The 17,269-nt window shown below is 68.5% G+C and carries 14 protein-coding genes; 8 read left to right on the top strand and 6 right to left on the bottom strand.

Annotation, left to right across the window (positions count from 1 at the left end):
- Window positions 1-4: 4 nt before the first annotated feature.
- The 4 genes from ABE522_RS14830 to ABE522_RS14815 form a co-directional block, all read right to left on the bottom strand.
- The gene (locus tag ABE522_RS14830; RefSeq protein ID WP_346592359.1) at window positions 5-1,468 is read right to left on the bottom strand and encodes an efflux transporter outer membrane subunit; all 1,464 of its coding nucleotides are present in this window, start codon (window positions 1,466-1,468) and stop codon (window positions 5-7) included.
- 8 nt (window positions 1,469-1,476) lie between these two features.
- Window positions 1,477-2,391, bottom strand: a complete 915-nt coding sequence (locus ABE522_RS14825; RefSeq protein ID WP_346592350.1) for an efflux RND transporter periplasmic adaptor subunit — start codon at window positions 2,389-2,391, stop codon at window positions 1,477-1,479.
- On the bottom strand, window positions 2,388-2,597 hold the full coding sequence (locus ABE522_RS14820; protein WP_042612171.1) for a DUF1656 domain-containing protein: 210 nt from the start codon (window positions 2,595-2,597) through the stop codon (window positions 2,388-2,390). Before ABE522_RS14820 ends, ABE522_RS14825 begins: the two co-directional genes overlap by 4 nt.
- Before the next feature lie 98 nt (window positions 2,598-2,695).
- Window positions 2,696-3,151 (bottom strand): MarR family winged helix-turn-helix transcriptional regulator, encoded by a 456-nt coding sequence (locus ABE522_RS14815; protein ID WP_346592349.1) that lies wholly within the window; start codon window positions 3,149-3,151, stop codon window positions 2,696-2,698.
- 147 nt (window positions 3,152-3,298) lie between these two features.
- Between ABE522_RS14815 and folE the strand changes: the two genes are divergently transcribed.
- The 4 genes from folE (at window position 3,299) to ABE522_RS14795 (ending at window position 9,559) form a co-directional block, all read left to right on the top strand.
- Window positions 3,299-3,910: a GTP cyclohydrolase I FolE gene (gene folE / locus ABE522_RS14810; protein ID WP_057508377.1), complete on the top strand. Its 612-nt coding sequence runs from the start codon at window positions 3,299-3,301 to the stop codon at window positions 3,908-3,910.
- A 94-nt stretch (window positions 3,911-4,004) separates the two neighbouring features.
- Window positions 4,005-5,474, top strand: a complete 1,470-nt coding sequence (locus tag ABE522_RS14805; protein WP_346592348.1) for a DUF3375 domain-containing protein — start codon at window positions 4,005-4,007, stop codon at window positions 5,472-5,474.
- Entirely contained in the window at window positions 5,461-6,162 is a 702-nt protein-coding gene (locus tag ABE522_RS14800; protein WP_346592347.1) for a DUF4194 domain-containing protein, read from the top strand. The genes ABE522_RS14805 and ABE522_RS14800 overlap by 14 nt, the downstream gene beginning before the upstream one ends.
- Window positions 6,163-6,178: 16 nt before the next feature.
- Window positions 6,179-9,559: an ATP-binding protein gene (locus tag ABE522_RS14795; RefSeq protein ID WP_346592346.1), complete on the top strand. Its 3,381-nt coding sequence runs from the start codon at window positions 6,179-6,181 to the stop codon at window positions 9,557-9,559.
- Window positions 9,560-9,724: 165 nt separating this feature from the next.
- Here ABE522_RS14795 and ABE522_RS14790 read toward each other — a convergent pair whose 3' ends face one another.
- Entirely contained in the window at window positions 9,725-10,498 is a 774-nt protein-coding gene (locus ABE522_RS14790; protein WP_191769263.1) for a sulfite exporter TauE/SafE family protein, read from the bottom strand.
- A 91-nt stretch (window positions 10,499-10,589) separates the two neighbouring features.
- Here ABE522_RS14790 and ABE522_RS14785 point away from each other — a divergent pair, with 91 nt between their 5' ends.
- The 4 genes from ABE522_RS14785 to ABE522_RS14770 all read left to right on the top strand — a co-directional run bounded on the left by ABE522_RS14785 (window position 10,590) and on the right by ABE522_RS14770 (window position 15,537).
- A complete protein-coding gene (locus tag ABE522_RS14785; protein ID WP_346592345.1) occupies window positions 10,590-10,979 on the top strand; it encodes a YchJ family metal-binding protein in 390 nt (129 codons plus the stop codon).
- A gap of 64 nt (window positions 10,980-11,043) precedes the next feature.
- Window positions 11,044-12,327, top strand: a complete 1,284-nt coding sequence (gene egtB, locus ABE522_RS14780; RefSeq protein WP_406846369.1) for an ergothioneine biosynthesis protein EgtB — start codon at window positions 11,044-11,046, stop codon at window positions 12,325-12,327.
- 10 nt (window positions 12,328-12,337) lie between these two features.
- Window positions 12,338-13,318: an L-histidine N(alpha)-methyltransferase gene (gene egtD / locus ABE522_RS14775; RefSeq protein ID WP_346592344.1), complete on the top strand. Its 981-nt coding sequence runs from the start codon at window positions 12,338-12,340 to the stop codon at window positions 13,316-13,318.
- A gap of 44 nt (window positions 13,319-13,362) precedes the next feature.
- The gene (locus ABE522_RS14770) at window positions 13,363-15,537 is read left to right on the top strand and encodes a lytic murein transglycosylase (RefSeq protein ID WP_346592343.1); all 2,175 of its coding nucleotides are present in this window, start codon (window positions 13,363-13,365) and stop codon (window positions 15,535-15,537) included.
- A gap of 130 nt (window positions 15,538-15,667) precedes the next feature.
- On the opposite strand, the gene ABE522_RS14765 is transcribed toward ABE522_RS14770, so the two are convergent.
- A complete protein-coding gene (locus ABE522_RS14765) occupies window positions 15,668-16,855 on the bottom strand; it encodes a benzoate/H(+) symporter BenE family transporter (protein WP_346592342.1) in 1,188 nt (395 codons plus the stop codon).
- Between the last annotated feature and the right edge of the window lie 414 nt (window positions 16,856-17,269).

Below are 17,269 nucleotides of genomic sequence, written 5' to 3'. Positions count from 1 at the left end.
TCGTCTACCTCGCCGCCGTGGGAGCGGCAGCGGCAGTGGCGGGAGCATCCCAGCCACCGCCCAAGGCCAGGAACAGATGGATCTGGTCGCGTGACACCTGCGCCTGCGCGTCGGCCAGGGTGGCATCGGCGGTGGCCAGGCTGCGGTCGGCATCCAGGCTGGACAGGTACGGCGTGCGGCCGCCCTGGTACAGGCGGCGGTTCTGTTCGGCCGCCAGCGTGGCCTGCTGCTGGGCCACCTGCAGCGACTGCAGGCGGCGCAGGTCCTGCGCATAGCGGTCCAGGGCGGTCTGGGTTTCGCGCAGCGCCTGCAGCACGGTCTGGTCGAATTCGGCCAGCGCCGCATCGGCACCGGCTTCGGTGGCGCGGATGCGCGAACGGGTGCCCGAAGAGGGCAGCGTCCAAGAGATGAGCGGGCCGAACGACCACTGCTGGGTCAACGGCTCACCGAAGTCGGCCAGCAGGCCGGCCGCCCCGACCGAGGCCCCCAGCCGGATATCCGGATACAGCTCGGCGGTGGCCACGCCGATGCGCGCGGTGGCCGCGGCCAGCCGGCGTTCGGCCTGGCGCACATCCGGTCGACGCGCCAGCAGTGCGCGGCCATCTCCGATCGGCAGCGGCTGCTGCAGCGCCGGGGCGTGGCTGCAGTCCACCACGCCGGCCGGCAGCTGGCCGGGGGTCTGCCCCAGCAGCGCGGCCAGCGAATAGGCAGCGGCCTGGCGCTTGGCCTGCAGCGGTGGCAGCGCCGCTTGCAGCATCGCCACCTGGGCATTGGCGCGTGCCAGTTCCGGGGCAGTGCCGCGACCGGCGGCGATCAACCGCTGGGTGACCTGGCGGCCACGCTGCTGCAGCTGCAGCGAATGGGTGGCAACGTGCAGTTCGTGGTTGGCGTGGCAGATTTCCAGGTAGTTGTCGGCCACCTCGGCAACCACGGTGATGCGCGCGATATCGCGCGCTGCAGCCACCGACTGCGCATCGGCATGCGCCGCTTGCGCACCGCGCTTGAGCTTGCCGAACAGGTCGAACTGGTAACTCACCGCCAACTTGCCGTCGGCCAGGTTGATCGGCGGCAGTTCGTGTTCCAGCAGGAACGATTCGGCCGAAAGCTGCGCACGGCTGACCCCGGCCTCGGCTTCGTAATCGAAGCCACCGGCATCCAGGGCCTGTTCGTACAGGGCGGCGGCGCGGCGCAGGTGGGCATCGGCCGCCTTCAGTTCCAGGTTGTCGCGCAGCGCCTGTTCGACCAGGCCATCCAGCACCGGATCCTGGTACAGCGACCACCAGCGGGCGGGCAGTTCGGCACTGGCCGCGACCTGCGCGTTGCCGGTGTCGATGAAGGCACTGTTCGCGGCCGGCCGGTTGAACGCGGAGCCTTCCGGCACGGCATAGTCCGGGCCGACGGTGCGGCAGGCAGCCAGGCCGGCCAGGGTGACCACCAGCGCCAGCCTGGACAGCCGTTGCAGGGGAATGTGGCGCTTCACAGGCCCGCCCGTACCGGCGCGACACCGGTCTTGTGCGCGGCCGTCCCGTGCAGGTCCACGGTCACCGTGGCGGTGCGGCCGGAGATCAGCCGTACCCCGGCGGGCACCGCGTCGATGCGGATGCGCACCGGGATGCGCTGCGCCAGCCGGACCCAGTCGAAGGCCGGGGTGACGTTGGGCAGCAGGCTGCTGCCATCGGTGCGGTAACGGTCTTCGATGCCGGCGGCGATGCTTTCCACGTGGCCGTGCAGCGCCACGTCCTCGCCCATCAGGCGGATGTCCACCGGCTGGCCGGGGGCCACCCCGCGCAGGCGGGTTTCCTCGAAGTAGCCGTCCACGCGGAACGAGGTGGTATCCAGCAGGGCCAGTACCGGCTTGCCGGCGGTCACGTAGTCGCCCACGCGCACGGTGCGGTCGTTGATCTGGCCATCGGCCGGGGCACGCACTCCGGTGCGCGCCAGGTTCAGTTCGGCCAGGTCGACCGCCGCCTGCGCGGTGGCCTGTGCGGCCTGCGCGGCCTGCAGCCTGGCCCGGCGCACTTCGGCATCCTCGCCGGCCACCAGGTCCTGCAGGCTGCGGTCACGGGCGATCTCGCGGCGCAGCTGGGCCACGGAGGCCTGCCGTTCGGCCAGCGAGGCGCGTGCCAGTTCCAGCGCGATCCGGTAGCGCGCGCGGTCGACCACGAACAGCAGCGCGCCCTTCTTGACCGCCTGGTTGTCGCCCACGTCCACCGCTTCGACCAGCCCGGAAACATCGGGCGCGACCTGCACCACGTCGGCGCCGATGTGCGCGTCGCGGGTCCAGGGTTCGTCCATGTAATGGACCCACAGCTGGCGCAGTACCAGCAGGGCCACGATCACCGCCAGCACGGTCAGCACCGGTGGCAGGGCTTTGTTGACGATCTTTTTCACGATTGCATCCAACGCAGGAGGTGGAACAACCCACCCAGCACGATGCCGTACAGGGCCAGGTTGAAGAGGGCGGGGTGCCAGACCAGCCGGTAGGCGCCACTGCGTTGCAGCAGCACGCGCAGGCCGCTGTTGAGCACGTAGGCGAGCAGCATCAGCCCGAGCAGGGTCGGGACGAAGACTCCATGGAGACTGAATTCACCGGGCATCGGCAGGGATCTGGCTCAAGACGGGGGAGGGGACGGCAACTGCAACGGGCGAACGCCACTGGCGTCTGCACGCCAGCGGCATCCCCCGGGAACAACGCTTACGTAATGCGATCGACCGCGGCGGACAGCAGCTGCCACACCTTCAGCACCGCGCGCAGCTCGTCCATGGACAGCTCGCCGAACACGTCCTGGCGCAACCCGATCAGCTTCTGTTCGAGCTCGCTGACCAGTGCCTGGCCTTCGTCGGTCAGCCACAGCAGGTTGGCGCGGCGGTCGCTGGCATCGCATTCGCGGCGCACCAGGCCACTGGCTGACAGCTTGTCCAGCAGGCGCACCAGCGACGGGCCTTCCAGCCCCAGCTGCTGGGCCAGGGTGACCTGGCGGATGCCGCCGCCGGAGCGGCCGATCATCAGCAGCGGCATGGTGCAGGCAGTGGAAATGCCATGGCTGCCCAGTGCGGTGTCGGCCAGGCGCTGCCATTGCCGGCCTGACTGGAGCAGGCCGGAGCTGAGCTGCATCTGCAGCCGGGTACGTTCGTCGAGTGAGGTCTTCATGGCAGATAGATAGGATACTACTAATTACGTTCCTATCAATACCCTGCACTCGTCCCGGCGTGCCGGGTGAATGCCGTGGCGCCGGGCAGGGGACTATCGCCCCCTTGGTCGGCTACCATGCTCGACCCCTCCGGGATGCAGTGCGCAATGAGCAACGACAACAATTCCAAGGCGCCGCAGGGCGATGTTTCCCAGACGCAGGCCGAAGAGGCCGTGCGCACCCTGCTGCGCTGGGCCGGCGAAGACCCGACCCGCGAAGGCCTGCTGGATACCCCGCGCCGGGTCGCCGAGGCCTATGGCGACTGGTTCAGCGGCTACCGCGACGACCCGCGGGCCTACATGGAGCGCACCTTCGAAGAGGTTGCCGGTTACGACGAGCTGATCGTGCTGCGCGACATCGAGTACGAAAGCCACTGCGAACACCACATGGCGCCGATCATCGGCCGCGTGCACGTCGGCTACCTGCCGGCTGGCAAGGTAGTGGGCATCAGCAAGCTGGCCCGGGTGGTGGAAGCCTATGCGCGCCGCTTCCAGGTGCAGGAAAAGATGACCGCGCAGATCGCCCAGTGCATCCAGGACGTGCTGCAGCCGATCGGCGTGGGCGTGGTGGTCGAAGGTGCCCACGAATGCATGACCACCCGCGGCATCCACAAGCGCGGCGTCAGCATGGTCACCTCCAAGATGCTGGGCAGCTTCCGCGAAGACGCCCGCACCCGCGCCGAATTCCTGCGTTTCATCGAAGTCGGCGGCAAGCGCTGATCACGCTGCCTGTCCGGTGCCGGCCCGCGTGGCCGGTGCCGTTCCAGCCGCGCGCCCGACCGCCGCTGCACGCCTATCCGGATTCCCTCGCTGCATGAAGCATCGCGAACGCATCACCCGTTACCGCCACCTGCGCGAACAACCGCAATGGAAGCTGCTCGCCGCCGACCATGCGCCGGAGATCATCGGCCTGTTGCAGCACCTGCTGATGGACGGCGAACGCACGCTGGCCGCGCCGGTGCTGCACGAGCGCCTGCAGCGCGCGCTGGACCAGCTCAACGGCGAAGAACTGTCGCGTGAACTGCCGCGCACCGCGCAGGCCTACGTGGCCCACTGGCTGGCCCAGGGCTGGCTGGAACGCCGCCTGCCCGAAGGCGCCGACCAGGAACAGTACGAACTGTCCACCCAGGCGTTGCAGGCGATCCGCTTTGCCGACAGCCTGGAACAAAGCCGGGTTGCCGCCACCGAAAGCCGCCTGGCACTGGTGATCAACCAGCTGTCGCAGCTGGCCGCGCAGACCGAAGCCGATCCGGATGCGCGGCTGTCCGCGCTGCGCGACGAGCGCGACCGCATCGATGCGGAAATCGCCCGCGTCGGCGAAGGCCGCGTTGCCGCGCTGGACGGCAAGCGCGCGCTGGAACGCGCCCGCCAGATCATCGGGCTGGCCGATGAACTGACCGAAGACTTCCGTCGCGTGCGCGATGACTTCGAACGCCTGAACCGCGAGTTCCGCGAACGTATCATCGACGACGAGGGCGAGCGCGGCGACGTGCTGTCCAAGCTGTTCGAAGGCGTGGACGTGATCGGCGAGAGCGATGCCGGCCGCAGTTTCCAGGCCTTCTGGCGCCTGCTCAACGATGCCGAACAGAGCGCGCAGCTGGACGCCGCGCTGGAATCGGTGCTGGCGCGTGGCTTCGCGCGGCGCCTGGACCGCAATGAGCGCGCGTTCCTGCGTGGCTTCACCGGCACCATGCTGGAGCGCGGCGGCCAGGTCCACGATGTGCTGCAGCACTTTGCCCGCAGCCTGCGTGGTTTCGTGCAGAGCCGCGGCTACCTGGAACAACGCCGGCTCAACCAGCTGCTGAAACAGGCGCAGGCCGAGGCATTGGCGCTGCGCGATGATTTCCCCGCCCAGCGTTCGATCGGCCGCGACCTGCAGCTGACCACCAGCCGCCTGCGTTCGTGGTCGCAGTGGAAACTGCACGATCCGCGCAGCGCGCAGGTCGATGGCAGCGTGCAGCGCAACGATGCCGCCGCGATCAGCCTGGAAAGCGTGGGCGACCTGGTGGCATCGTCCGAAATCGACTTCCGTATCCTGCGCCACGACCTGCATGAGCTGTTGGGCATGCAGCCGAAGCTGAGCATTTCCCAGGCCTTGTCGCAGCGCGAAGCGCCGCAGGGGCTGGGCAGCGTGATCGGCTACCTGTCGCTGGGCACGCGCTTCGGCACCGTGGTGGAGGGCGAGCAGGAGCTGGCCCACTGGCGCGGTGGCGATGGCCAATGGCGGCGCGCCCGCATCCCGCTGGTTTGGTTCACCCAGGAGAAACGCCATGAGCTGGAATGAAGATCCGATCGAATCCTCCCGCCTGGGCGAGGCCGAGGATGCCTTCGACGCCGAGCCGGTGGTGGTCACCCCGTTGCCCCGCCGCAACAACGACGTGCTGTACCTGGGCGATACCGGCCGGCTGCCGCAGGACGCGCGCCGCGCGCTGTGCCAGCTGCTGATCGGCCCGAGCATCGACCAGCAGCGCCACGCCAAGCTGTGGCCGGCGCTGCTGCGAAACGAAGCCGCCATCCGCACCTCCCTGTCCGACCTGTTCCTGGAACTGGTGCTGGACCGCGAGAGTGGTGTTGCCTTCACCCGCCAGGCCGATACCGAAGACCTGGATTCGCCGGTGCTGCTGCGCACCTCGCCGCTGACCTTCATCGACTCGGTGCTGCTGCTGTACCTGCGCCAGCAACTGGGCGAGGCCGATGCGCGTGGCAACCGCGCGGTGGTCGCCGATGCCGAGATGGCCGAAGCGTTGGCGGTGTACGAGAAGAACCTGTCCACCGACCGCGCCGGCTTCAACCGCCGCGTGGCCAGTGCCGTGCAGAAGATGAAGGACAACCACATCCTGACCCGCCTGGCGGGCCAGGAAGACCGCCACGAAGTGTCTCCCGCATTGAAGCTGCTGTTCTCTGCGGAAGACGTCTCCGCGCTGTCGGCGGTGTACCGCCAGCTGCGCGAAACCCCGGCTGCCGAAGCCTGATCCCAGCGAGCACGCCATGGCCATTTCCAAGCACACTCCCGCCCTGTTCACCGAAGGCCTGCCCGACCCGCGCACGCAGCAGTTCCGCATGCGCCGCCTGCAGGTGCACAACTGGGGCACCTTCAACGGCCTGACCGAAGTGCCGATCGCCGAGCGCGGCTTCCTGTTCGTGGGCCGCTCCGGCTCGGGCAAGTCGACCCTGCTCGATGCGATGTCCGCGCTGCTGGTGCCGCCGGCCATCGTCGACTTCAACGCCGCCGCGCGCGAAGCCGAGCGCAGTGGCCGCGACCGCAACCTGGTGTCCTACGTGCGTGGCGCCTGGGCCGACCAGCAGGACCGCGGCACCGGCGAGATCGCCACCCAGTACCTGCGCAAGGGCGCCACCTGGACCGCGCTGGTGCTGGAATACCGCGCCGGCGATGGCCGCGTGGTCAGCCTGGTGCGGTTGTTCTGGATCGCCGGCAACGGCGCCACCGCTGGCGATGTGCGCAAGCACTACCTGGTGGCCGAGCGCCCGTTCGACATCGCCAAGGACCTCGGCGGCTTCGACCTGGACCTGCGCAAGCTGAAGCAGAAGCTGGCCGACGTGCACCACTTCGACAGCTTCGCCGGTTACGCCGAGCGCTTCCGCCACCTGCTCGGCATCGACAACGAGATGGCGCTGCGCCTGCTGCACAAGACCCAGTCGGCCAAGAACCTCGGCGACCTCAACGTCTTCCTGCGCGACTTCATGCTCGATACGCCGAAGACCTTCGACGCTGCCGAGCGGCTGGTCAACGACTTCGCCGAACTGGATGGCGCGCACCAGGCCGTGGTCACCGCGCGCCGCCAGGTGGAAACATTGCTGCCAGCGCGCGAGCACTACAGCGAACTGAAGCAGATCAGGCGCCGCCGCAGTGACGATGAAGTGCTGAAGCTGGGCATCGACAGTTTCCGCGAGTCGCGCCGCCAGCAGTTGATCGATGCGCGCCTGCGCGAACTCGACACCCGCGACCGTGGCCTGCTGGGCGAGGAATCCCAGCGCCGCGCCGCGCTCGACAACCACACCGCCAAGCTGGGCGAGCTGGAGCTGCAGCGGCGCCAGCAGGGCGGTGAGCGGATCGAGGAACTGGAACGCGAACAGGGCCGCGCCGAAGCCGAGCGCGACCGTCGCCAGGCCAAGCAGGCCCAGGCCCGCGATGCCGCCGGACAGCTGCAACAGGCGCTGCCCCAGGATGCACATGGCTTCGCCGCGCTGGTGGAGCAGGCGTCGACCGAACTGCTGGACCGCAAGCGCGCCTCCTCGGCGCTGGATGATGCGATCAGCGAACGGCTGGGTGGCCGGCGCGATGACGAGCGCCGCTTCGGCGACGTGCGTGCCGAGCTCGATGCCATGCAGCGCAACACTTCCAGCATTCCCGCGCCGCTGCAGAAACTGCGTGCACGGCTGGTGGAGGAAACCGGCCTGCCCGAGGCGGCGCTGCCCTTCGTCGGCGAGCTGATCCAGGTACGCGAGGATGACCTGCCGTGGCAGGGCGCCATCGAGCGGGTGCTGTTCGGCTTCGCGCAGTCGCTGCTGGTCGACGACAAGCATTACAACGAGGTCGCCGACTGGGTGAACCGCACCCACCTCGGCATGCGTTTCACCTATTACCGCGTGCGTCGCAACGACGAAGCGTTCGCGCGCGATCCGTCGCCGCGTTCGCTGCTGCACAAGCTGGAACTGCGCGACCACGTGTTCGAAGGCTGGCTGCGGCGCGAGCTGGGCAAGCGCTTCGACTACGAGTGCGTGGACGCGCGCCAGCTGCGCAACGTCGACCGTGGCATCACCCGCGAAGGCCAGGTCAAGCATCCGGGCGACCGCTTCGAGAAGGATGACCGCAGCGCGGTGACCGACCGCCGCCGCTGGCTGTTGGGTTTCAACAACCGCGACAAGCTGGCCGTGTACGAAAAGGAAGCGCAGGAGCTGGCGAAGCGGATCGCCGGCTGCGACGAGGACGTGGCGCGCCTGCGTGCGCAGCGCGATCTCGACAATGAGCGCCGCCTGGCCTGCCATCAGTTGGCCGGCATCCGCTGGGACGAGATCGACGTCGCCACCCCGCAGCAGCGCCTGGCCGACATCGAAGCGACCCTGCGCGACCTGCGCGAAGGCAATGCGGACCTGGAAAAGCTGGCGCGGCAGATCGACGCGGCGCGTTCGGACATCGAACAGGCCCGGCGTACCTACGAAGACACCCGGGTCGAACGCGGCCAGCTGGTGAAGGAGCGTGATCGGCTGGACCGTGCCCGCCAGCAGAGCCGTGCGCTGGTGCTGCCGACCCTGGGCAGCACGCAGGAAGCCGGTCTGCAGGAACGCCTGGAAGCCTTCGGTGCGCTCAGCCTGGAAACGCTGGAGGCGCACATGCGCCAGGTCAGCAACGCGCTGAACGAATCACTGTCGTCCTCGCAACAGGACGTCAACCGGGTCGAGAACCAGCTGTTGGGCTGCTTCCGCCGCTTCGTGCAGGGCTGGCCGGAAGAATCCGGCGACTTCACCGTATCAGTGGCGTCGGCCGATGATTTCCTGGCCCGGCTGGAACGCCTGGAACGCGACGGCCTGCCGCAGCACGAGGAACGCTTCTTCGACCTGCTGCAGAACCAGAGCAAGAACAACCTGCTGGCCCTGCAGCGGCACAGTGCCGAGGCGCGCAAGTCGATCGGCCAGCGCCTGGACGAGGTCAACGCCAGCCTGGAACAGGTGCCGTTCAACCGCGGTACCCTGCTGACCATCGAGCTCAGCGACCGCCGCCTGCCGGAAGTGCTGGAGTTCCACCAGCACCTGCGCGACGTGCTGTCGCAGCAGCAAACCGAACAGCGCGAACTGGCCGAAGCCCAGTTCGCCGTGCTGCGCCAGCTGGTCACCCGGCTGGGTTCGTCCGAAGGCGAAGACAAGCGCTGGCGTGAGCTGGTGCTGGACGTGCGCATGCACGTGGAGTTCATCGGCGTGGAACTGGACGCCGCCACCCGCCAGCAGGTGGAAATCTACCGCAGTGGCGCCGGCAAGTCCGGTGGCCAGCGGCAGAAGCTCGCCACCACCTGCCTGGCGGCAGCACTGCGTTACCAGCTCGGAGGCGCCGATGGCCAGCTGCCGAGCTACGCCGCGGTGGTGCTCGATGAGGCCTTCGACAAGGCCGACAACGAGTTCACCGCGCTGGCGATGAACATCTTCGACAACTTCGGTTTCCAGATGGTGGTCGCCACCCCGCTGAAATCGGTGATGACGCTGGAGCCGTTCATCGGCGGCGCCTGCTTCGTGGAAATCAGCGGCCGCCACGATTCCGGCGTCCTGCTGATTGAATACGACGAAGAGGGCAAGCGCCTCAAGCTGCCCGAACGCAGCCGCCAGCAGGCCAACGAACCCGAGCCCACCGACGCCTGATCGCCGGGAGTGGCCCCCGCTCTCCCCCGGATGCGCACGCGCGGTACCGGGGGCGGGGCGCGCGTGGGCCCTGGTAGCGCCGAGCCATGCTCGGCGGCCTTTGCCTGGGGACCTCTTGCTGCCCGCCGAGCATGTTCGGCGCTACCAGAGCCGTCCCGCGAAGTGTCAGGCAAACGTATCCCAGCCCATCCGCGCGATCAGCACCACCACCAGGCCCACGAACAACTTGCGGATGAACGGCGTTCCCCCGCGCAGGGCCAGCCGCGTGCCCACCACCGAGCCCACGATGTTGGCCACCGCCATCGGCACGGCGAACAGCAGCAGCACGTTGCCGGTGGGCACGAAGAACGACAGCGCAGCGAAGTTGGTCGACAGGTTGACCACCTTCGACGCCGCCGAGGCGCGCAGGAAATCCAGCCCGAAGAAGCGTACGAACAGGAAGATCAGGAAGCTGCCGGTGCCCGGCCCGAAGAAGCCGTCGTAGAAGCCGATCGCCGCACCGATCGCCAGCGCGATCACCAGCTCGCGGCGGCCCACCTCGCGCGGCCGGTGCAACGCCCCGAAGTCCTTCTTCCACAGCGTGTAGCCCAGCATCGCCACCAGCAGCACCAGCACCAGCGGGCGCACCGCATCCTTGGGCAGCAGGCTGACCGCCGTCGCGCCCAGGAACGAAAAGACGAAGGCGGTGGCCGCGGCGAACAGTACCGGTCGCCACGGGAAACGCACGTTGCGCGCGTATCGCCAGGCCGCCGCCCCGGTCCCGAAGGCCGAACTGAACTTGTTGGTGCCGAACAGCAGGGCAGGGGAGTGCTGCGGCAGCACCGTGAACAGCCCCGGCAGCTGCACCAGTCCACCGCCGCCGACCGCCGCATCGACCAGCCCGGCAATGAAGGCGATGGCCACCAGCCACCAGAGTTCGGGGGGAATCATGTCCAGCACGGATCAGGCCTGCAGTGGGGGTCGACAGGATACGCCCACCCCGCAGTGGCCGCCCGGCCCGCAGGCGCACCGGCCATGCAAAAATAGCGGCATGAGCCAGCCCCTCCCCGCTACCTGCCCCTGCGATCTGGGCAAGCCCTATGCCGACTGCTGCGGCCGTTGCCATGCCGGCGAACCGGCGGCCGATGCCGCCACCCTGATGCGCTCGCGCTACAGCGCCTATGTGCTGCAACGTGCCGACTACCTGCTCTCCAGCTGGCACCCCGATACGCGTCCGGCAGAACTGTCCCTGGACGATGCCCCCGGCCAGCGCACCCGGTGGCTGGGACTGACCGTGCATGCGCACCAGCAGGACGGCGACCGCGCGCAGGTGCGCTTCACCGCGCGCTATCGCATCGGCGGGGGCAGTGCGGTCAAGATGACCGAGCACAGCCGCTTCCAGCGCCTGGAAGGGAACTGGTTCTACCTGGACGCGCTGTAGACAGGGGCCCGACCGCGGCCGTCGATGACGTGGTCCTCACCGCGGCTGACCCAAGCTTCCTGTCGTGAACAGCCTGCTCGCCACCACCCCCCTGAACCCTTCCCGCCATGCCGCCCTGGCCGACTTCTACGTCCACGTGCGCCAACGCAGCGTAGCGCTTGCTGCCCCGCTCAGTGCCGAAGACGCGATGGTGCAGAGCATGGCCGACGCCAGCCCCACCAAGTGGCACCTCGCCCACACGACGTGGTTCTTCGAACGTTTCGTGCTGGGCACGCAGCCGGGCTACCAGCCGCTGCAACCCGACTGGCATTTCCTGTTCAACAGCTACTACGAAACCATCGGCCCGGCACACGCGCGGCCGCAGCGTGGCCTGCTGTCCCGGCCCAGCCTGGAGCAGGTGCGCGACTACCGCGAACGTATCGACGGGCAGGTGCTGCGCCTGTTGCAGGACCGCGCGTTGACAGAGGAGACGCTGCACCACCTGCAACTCGGCCTGCAGCACGAACAACAGCACCAGGAACTGCTGCTGACCGATATCAAGCACGCGCTGTGGAGCAATCCGCTGCAGCCGGCCTACCGCGATGACCTAGCCACGCTGGCCGGCACCGCCACGCCGCTGCAGTGGATCGACAGCCCGGAGCGCATCGCGTGGATCGGCGCCCACGCCTGGCCTGGCGATGCCGATTTCGCCTACGACAACGAATCCCCGCGCCACCGCGTGCTGGTGCCTGCCCATGCGCTGGCCAACCGGCCGGCCAGCAACGCCGAGTTCGCCGCCTTCATCGCCGATGGCGGCTATCAGCAGGTGCAGCTGTGGATGAGCGAGGGCTGGTCATTGAACCAGGCCCAGCAGTGGCGCCACCCGCTGTACTGGGACGATGCGCTGGAACGTGAGTACACCCTGGGCGGCTGGCGCGCGCTGGACCCGCATGCGCCGGTCTGCCATATCAGCTATTACGAGGCCGACGCCTACGCCCGCTGGGCCGGCGCGCGCCTGCCGACCGAATTCGAATGGGAAGCGGCCGCCAGCCAGCACGCCCCTGACGGCCATTTCGTCGACGACGATCGCCTGCAGCCGTGCGCGCCGCGCGGCGCCGACGGCCCGCAGCAGCTGTACGGCGACGTCTGGGAATGGACCAGCAGCGCCTACGGACCGTATCCCGGTTTCGCCACTTTTCCGGGCAGCCTCGGCGAGTACAACGGCAAGTTCATGTGTGGCCAGTGGATCCTGCGTGGCGGCAGCTGCGCCACCCCGCGCGGCCATGTGCGCGCCAGCTACCGCAATTTCTTCGACCCCTCCGCGCGCTGGCAGTTTTCCGGCGTGCGCCTGGCAAAGGCCCTTCAATGAGCAACGTCCCATGAGCACCGTACATGCCGCGCGCCAGGCGCTGACCGACCTGACCCCCAGCCGCGAGCGGGTGCTGTCCGACGCCATCGCAGGCCTGTCAGCGCAGCCGCCGCGGCTGCCCTCGAAATACTTCTACGATGCAGCGGGTTCGGCCCTGTTCGAACAGATCACCCGCACCCCGGAGTACTACCCGACCCGGACCGAGCTGGCGTTGCTGGAACAGTCGCTGCCGCGTATCGCGCGGAAGGTCGGCCCGCGCGTGCACGTGGTGGAGCTGGGCAGTGGCAGCGGCCGCAAGACCACGCTGCTGCTGGAGGCGCTTGACGGACCGGTGGCCTACACCCCGATCGAGATCTCGCGCGCCGCCCTGTTGTCGAGCATCGACCACCTGGCACCGGCCCATCCGGACATCGAGATGCTGCCGGTCTGTGCCGACTTCACCCAGCCGGTAGACCTGCCCGAGCCCGAAGAAGAAGCCGCGCGGCGCCTGCTGTTCTTCCCCGGTTCGACCCTGGGCAACTTCGAGCACGATGAAGCGGTGGTCCTGCTGCGCGCCATGCGCCAGACCATGGGCGAAGACGGACTGGCGCTGATCGGCGTGGACCTGCACAAGGACACCGCCACGCTGGAAGCGGCCTACAACGATGCGGCCGGGGTGACTGCCGCGTTCACCCTCAACCTGCTCAAGCGCCTCAACCAGCAGGTCGGCAGCGATTTCGACCTGCAGGCCTTCCACCACCGTGCGCGCTACAGCGTGCCGCGCCTGCGCATTGAAACCCAGCTGGTCAGTGACCGCGACCAGGAGGTGACCCTTGACGGCCACCGGTTCCGGTTCGCCGCAGGCGACGCCATCCAGGTGGAATACAGCCACAAGTACACCGATGAAAGCCTGCAGCAGCTGCTCGATGCGGCCGGGCTGGAGGTGATCGGACGCTGGGACACCGTCGCGCCACAACCGGCCTTTGGCCTGCGCCTGCTGCGTCGCCGCTGATTCTTCGCTGCCGTTATGATGCAGGGGCCATGGCGGCACGGAGGATGACCATGACCACCCGCTCGCTGATCCTGTTCGCCACGTTGCTGGCGAGCCCGCTGGCGACTGCGCAGCAGGTCGATCCCGCGTTTGCTTCCTGCCTGTCGACCCTGCAGGCCAGCGCGGCCGGGCAGGGCATCCCGGCCGAGCGCTTCAGCGCGCTGATGGCCGGTGTGCAGCCGGACCCCACCGTGCTGGGGCTGCTGGATGCCCAGCCCGAGTTCACCACGCCGATCTGGGATTACCTGGCCGCGCTGGTCGACGAACAGCGGGTGGACGATGGCCGCGCCATGCTGGCCCAGCACCGCGCACTGCTGCAGCAGGTGTCCGCCGAGTACGGCGTGGACCCGGCCACCATCGTGGCGGTGTGGGGCGTGGAAAGTGATTACGGCCGCGTGTTCGGCAAGCGCCCGTTGCTGCAGTCGTTGTCCACGCTGTCCTGCGCGGGCCGGCGCCAGTCGTTCTTCCGCGGGGAACTGCTGTCACTGCTCAAGCTGATCGACCGGGGTGACCTGCGCGGCGAGGGCCTGGTGGGCTCCTGGGCCGGCGCCTTCGGGCATACCCAGTTCATGCCGAGTACCTATGCGCGTATCGCGGTGGACGGTGATGGCGATGGACGCCGCGACCTGGTGGGCAGCATCCCGGACGCGCTGGCCTCCACCGCGAATTATCTCAAGCGTGCCGGCTGGCGCAGCGGCGAGGCGTGGGGCATGGAAGTCCGCGTACCCGCTGGCTTCAGTGCCGCGCAGGCCGGGCGCACCCAGCGCCGGTCGCTACCGGCGTGGAAAGCGCTGGGCGTGACCACCCTTCAGGGCGAGGCCATCGCACCCGCCGGGCTGCCCGCTGATGCCCGCGCGGCGCTGCTGCTGCCGGCCGGAAACACCGGACCGGCGCTGCTGGTGTTCCGCAACTACGACGCGATCTACAGCTACAACGCGGCAGAGAGCTACGCGCTGGCGATCGCCACGCTGGCTGACCGGCTGCGTGGCGGGGCCGGCCTGGCAACCGCCTGGCCCACCGATGATCCGGGCCTGGGACGCCGCGAACGCCGCCAGCTGCAGGCGCTGCTGGCCGCGCGCGGGCATGACATCGGCCAGGTCGACGGCATGATCGGTACCGCCAGCCGCCGTGCGATCCAGGCCGAGCAGCAACGCCTGGGCTGGACGCCGCTGGACGGGCGTGCGGGCCGCCGCATCCTGCAGGCGCTGCAGGCCGAACCCCCCGCGACGGCGGCGCCGACTGCCAGCCGCTTCATCCTTCCTTCCAACTACAACACGCTGGTGCAGTCGCCAGCGGTGCGGAGTGCATCCAAGGTGCAACAGATCCAAGGCGTGACCACTGGGCAGTTCCAGGGGCTCGATGCGTGGCTCATCCAGACCCCGCAGGGCAGCGCGGCGATCAGTGTGTTCGGCGGCCAGCTGCTGTCCTTCGTGCCCACCGGCGGCCAGGACGTGATGTGGCTGTCGCCCCGTCGCGCTGAGCTGCCGACGCCGATCCGCGGCGGCAGCCCGGTGTGCTGGCCGTACTTCGGTCGGCAGGGGCAGTCCAATGAGGTGCCCGCACATGGCTTCGTGCGTACCCTGCCGTGGGAGTTGAAGCAGGCGCGCGCGCTGGCCGATGGCAGCATCGAGCTCACCCTGGCGCCACCGGTGCTGGACAACCTGTCACTCCGCCTGCAGATGGTGGTCGTGGTCGGCGCGACCCTGACCCAGCGGCTGATCACCGAGAATGCCGGCACGGCGCCGGAGACGATCAGCCAGGCACTGCACAACTACTTCCGCGTCGGCGATGCCGCCCGCGTGGACGTGGAGGGCGTGGACGGGCTGGACTACCTGGACAAGTACGAGAACTACGCCCAGGCGCGCCGTCAGCAGGGGCCGTGGAACCTGCGCGATGCCCGCGATCCCGGCCGCAGTGACCGCATCTATACCCAGGCCGGTGGCCGCTACGTGCTGCACGATCCGGTGTTGAAGCGGCGCATCACCCTGGAAACCCAGGGCAGCCGTTCGCTGGTGGCCTGGAACCCGGGCGCCGAGGCGGCTGCCAGGATGGCCGACGTTGGTAATGGCTGGCGCGACTACGTCTGCCTGGAAGCCGCGAACGCGGGCCCGGACGTGGTGACGATCCCCGCCGGCGGTCGCCACGTGCTGCAGCAGACCCTGTCGGTGCAGCCGCTGTAACGAACCAGCGCGTTTGATCCGCGGCGCCGTCATGCCTGGCAGCCCGGTAGCGCCGAGCCATGCTCGGCGGAATCTGCCAGGCATCACGATGCTGTGCCCGGGCCGCCGATCCTGGCTCGGCGCTACCGGCTTACGCCACCGCCCGCGGGCGCAGCACCAGCAAGGTCACCGCGCCGGCCACCAGTCCCCAGAATGCCGAGCCGATCCCCCACAGCGACATACCGGACGCGGTAACCAGGAAGGTCACCAACGCAGCCTCACGGTCGCGCTCCACCGCCAGCGCGGTTGCCAGGCTGTTGCCGATGGTGCCGAACAACGCAATACCGGCCACGCAGGCAATCAGTTCCTTCGGGAAAGCAGCGAACAGCGCGGCCACCGTGGCCCCGAACACACCAACGACGATATAGAAGGCACCCGCCGCCATGGCAGCGGTGTAGCGTCGGGCCGGATCCTCGTGTGCCTCGCGGCCCATGCAGATCGCCGCCGTGATCGCGGCCAGGTTCAGCGCGAAGGCGCCGAACGGTGCCAGCAGGGCGTTGACCACCCCGATCCAGCCGATCAGCGGCGACACCGGTGCCTGGTAGCCGGAAGCGCGGAGCACCGCCACCCCGGGAATGTTCTGCGAGGCCATGGTCACCACGAACAGGGGCAGCGCAACGCTGGCCACTGCCGCCCAACTCAGCCGTGGCGTGGTCCATACGGGCAAGGCCAGTTGCAGTTCAATGCCCTGCAGGTGCAGCTGTCCGGTGCCCAGTGCCACCGCGATGCCCACCAGCAGGGTGGCGATCACCGCATAGCGCGGCAGCAGGCGCCGCGCCAGCAGCCAGCTGCCGAACATCGCCAGCGCCATCAGCAGCTGTGTCTGCATGGAGACGAAGACCTCCAGGCCGAAGCGCAGCAGCACGCCCGCCAACATGCCAGCGGCCAACGCCATCGGCACGCGCTGCATCAGCCTGGCGAACACCCCCGAGAATCCCAGCACTGCACCGAGCAACGCAGCGAGCAGGAACGCACCGATCGCCTCGGGCAGGCTGACGCCACCCGCACCCACCACCAGCATCGCGGCACCCGGGGTGGACCATGCGGTGACGACCGGGATCCGGTAGCGCAGTGACAGACCGATGCAGGTGACGCCCATGCCCACTCCCAGCGCCCACATCCAGGAAGCGATCTCCTGTTGGTCCGCACCGACGGCCTGCGCGGCCTGGAACACGATCACCGCCGAACTGGCAAACCCCACCAGCACGGTAATGAAGCCGGCGACCACGGCGGGCAAGGAGAGGTCGCGCCACCATGCGCGTGTGGGGACTGCATCCATTGGCGTGTTGATCCGGAGGGGGACCGTGCATTGATACCTGCTGCGCTGCCGTGCGCGCAACGCGTGCAGGAGCACGTGCAGCACACGCGTTGTCATCAAATTGAAAAAAGGTGTTGACGAATCCTGCAGGATCTCTACAATTCGCTCCCTCGCTGCAACGCAACGATTTCTCCGGAAATCAGCGCGGAAACAGCACGCCACCACCGCCGAACGATTCAATCGAACGAAGGTGTTGACGGACTGGAAAAGTCCGGCATAATAGGCGGCTCGCAACGACGAAACGCCTTCGGGTCGGACGTCGGAGCAGCAGAGTCAACAACGCTTCGCTCCGGCGAAACGGCCTTGAAAAAAGGTGTTGACGAAGCGGAAAAGCCGGCTATAATGGGCGGCTCGCAACGACGGAAACGTCGGGGC

It is taken from the genome of Stenotrophomonas lacuserhaii, from assembly GCF_039674585.1.
Lineage (GTDB): Bacteria > Pseudomonadota > Gammaproteobacteria > Xanthomonadales > Xanthomonadaceae > Stenotrophomonas > Stenotrophomonas pennii_A.
Note: the sequence above shows the minus strand (reverse complement) of the source record. Positions and strands in the feature narration are given on the sequence as shown.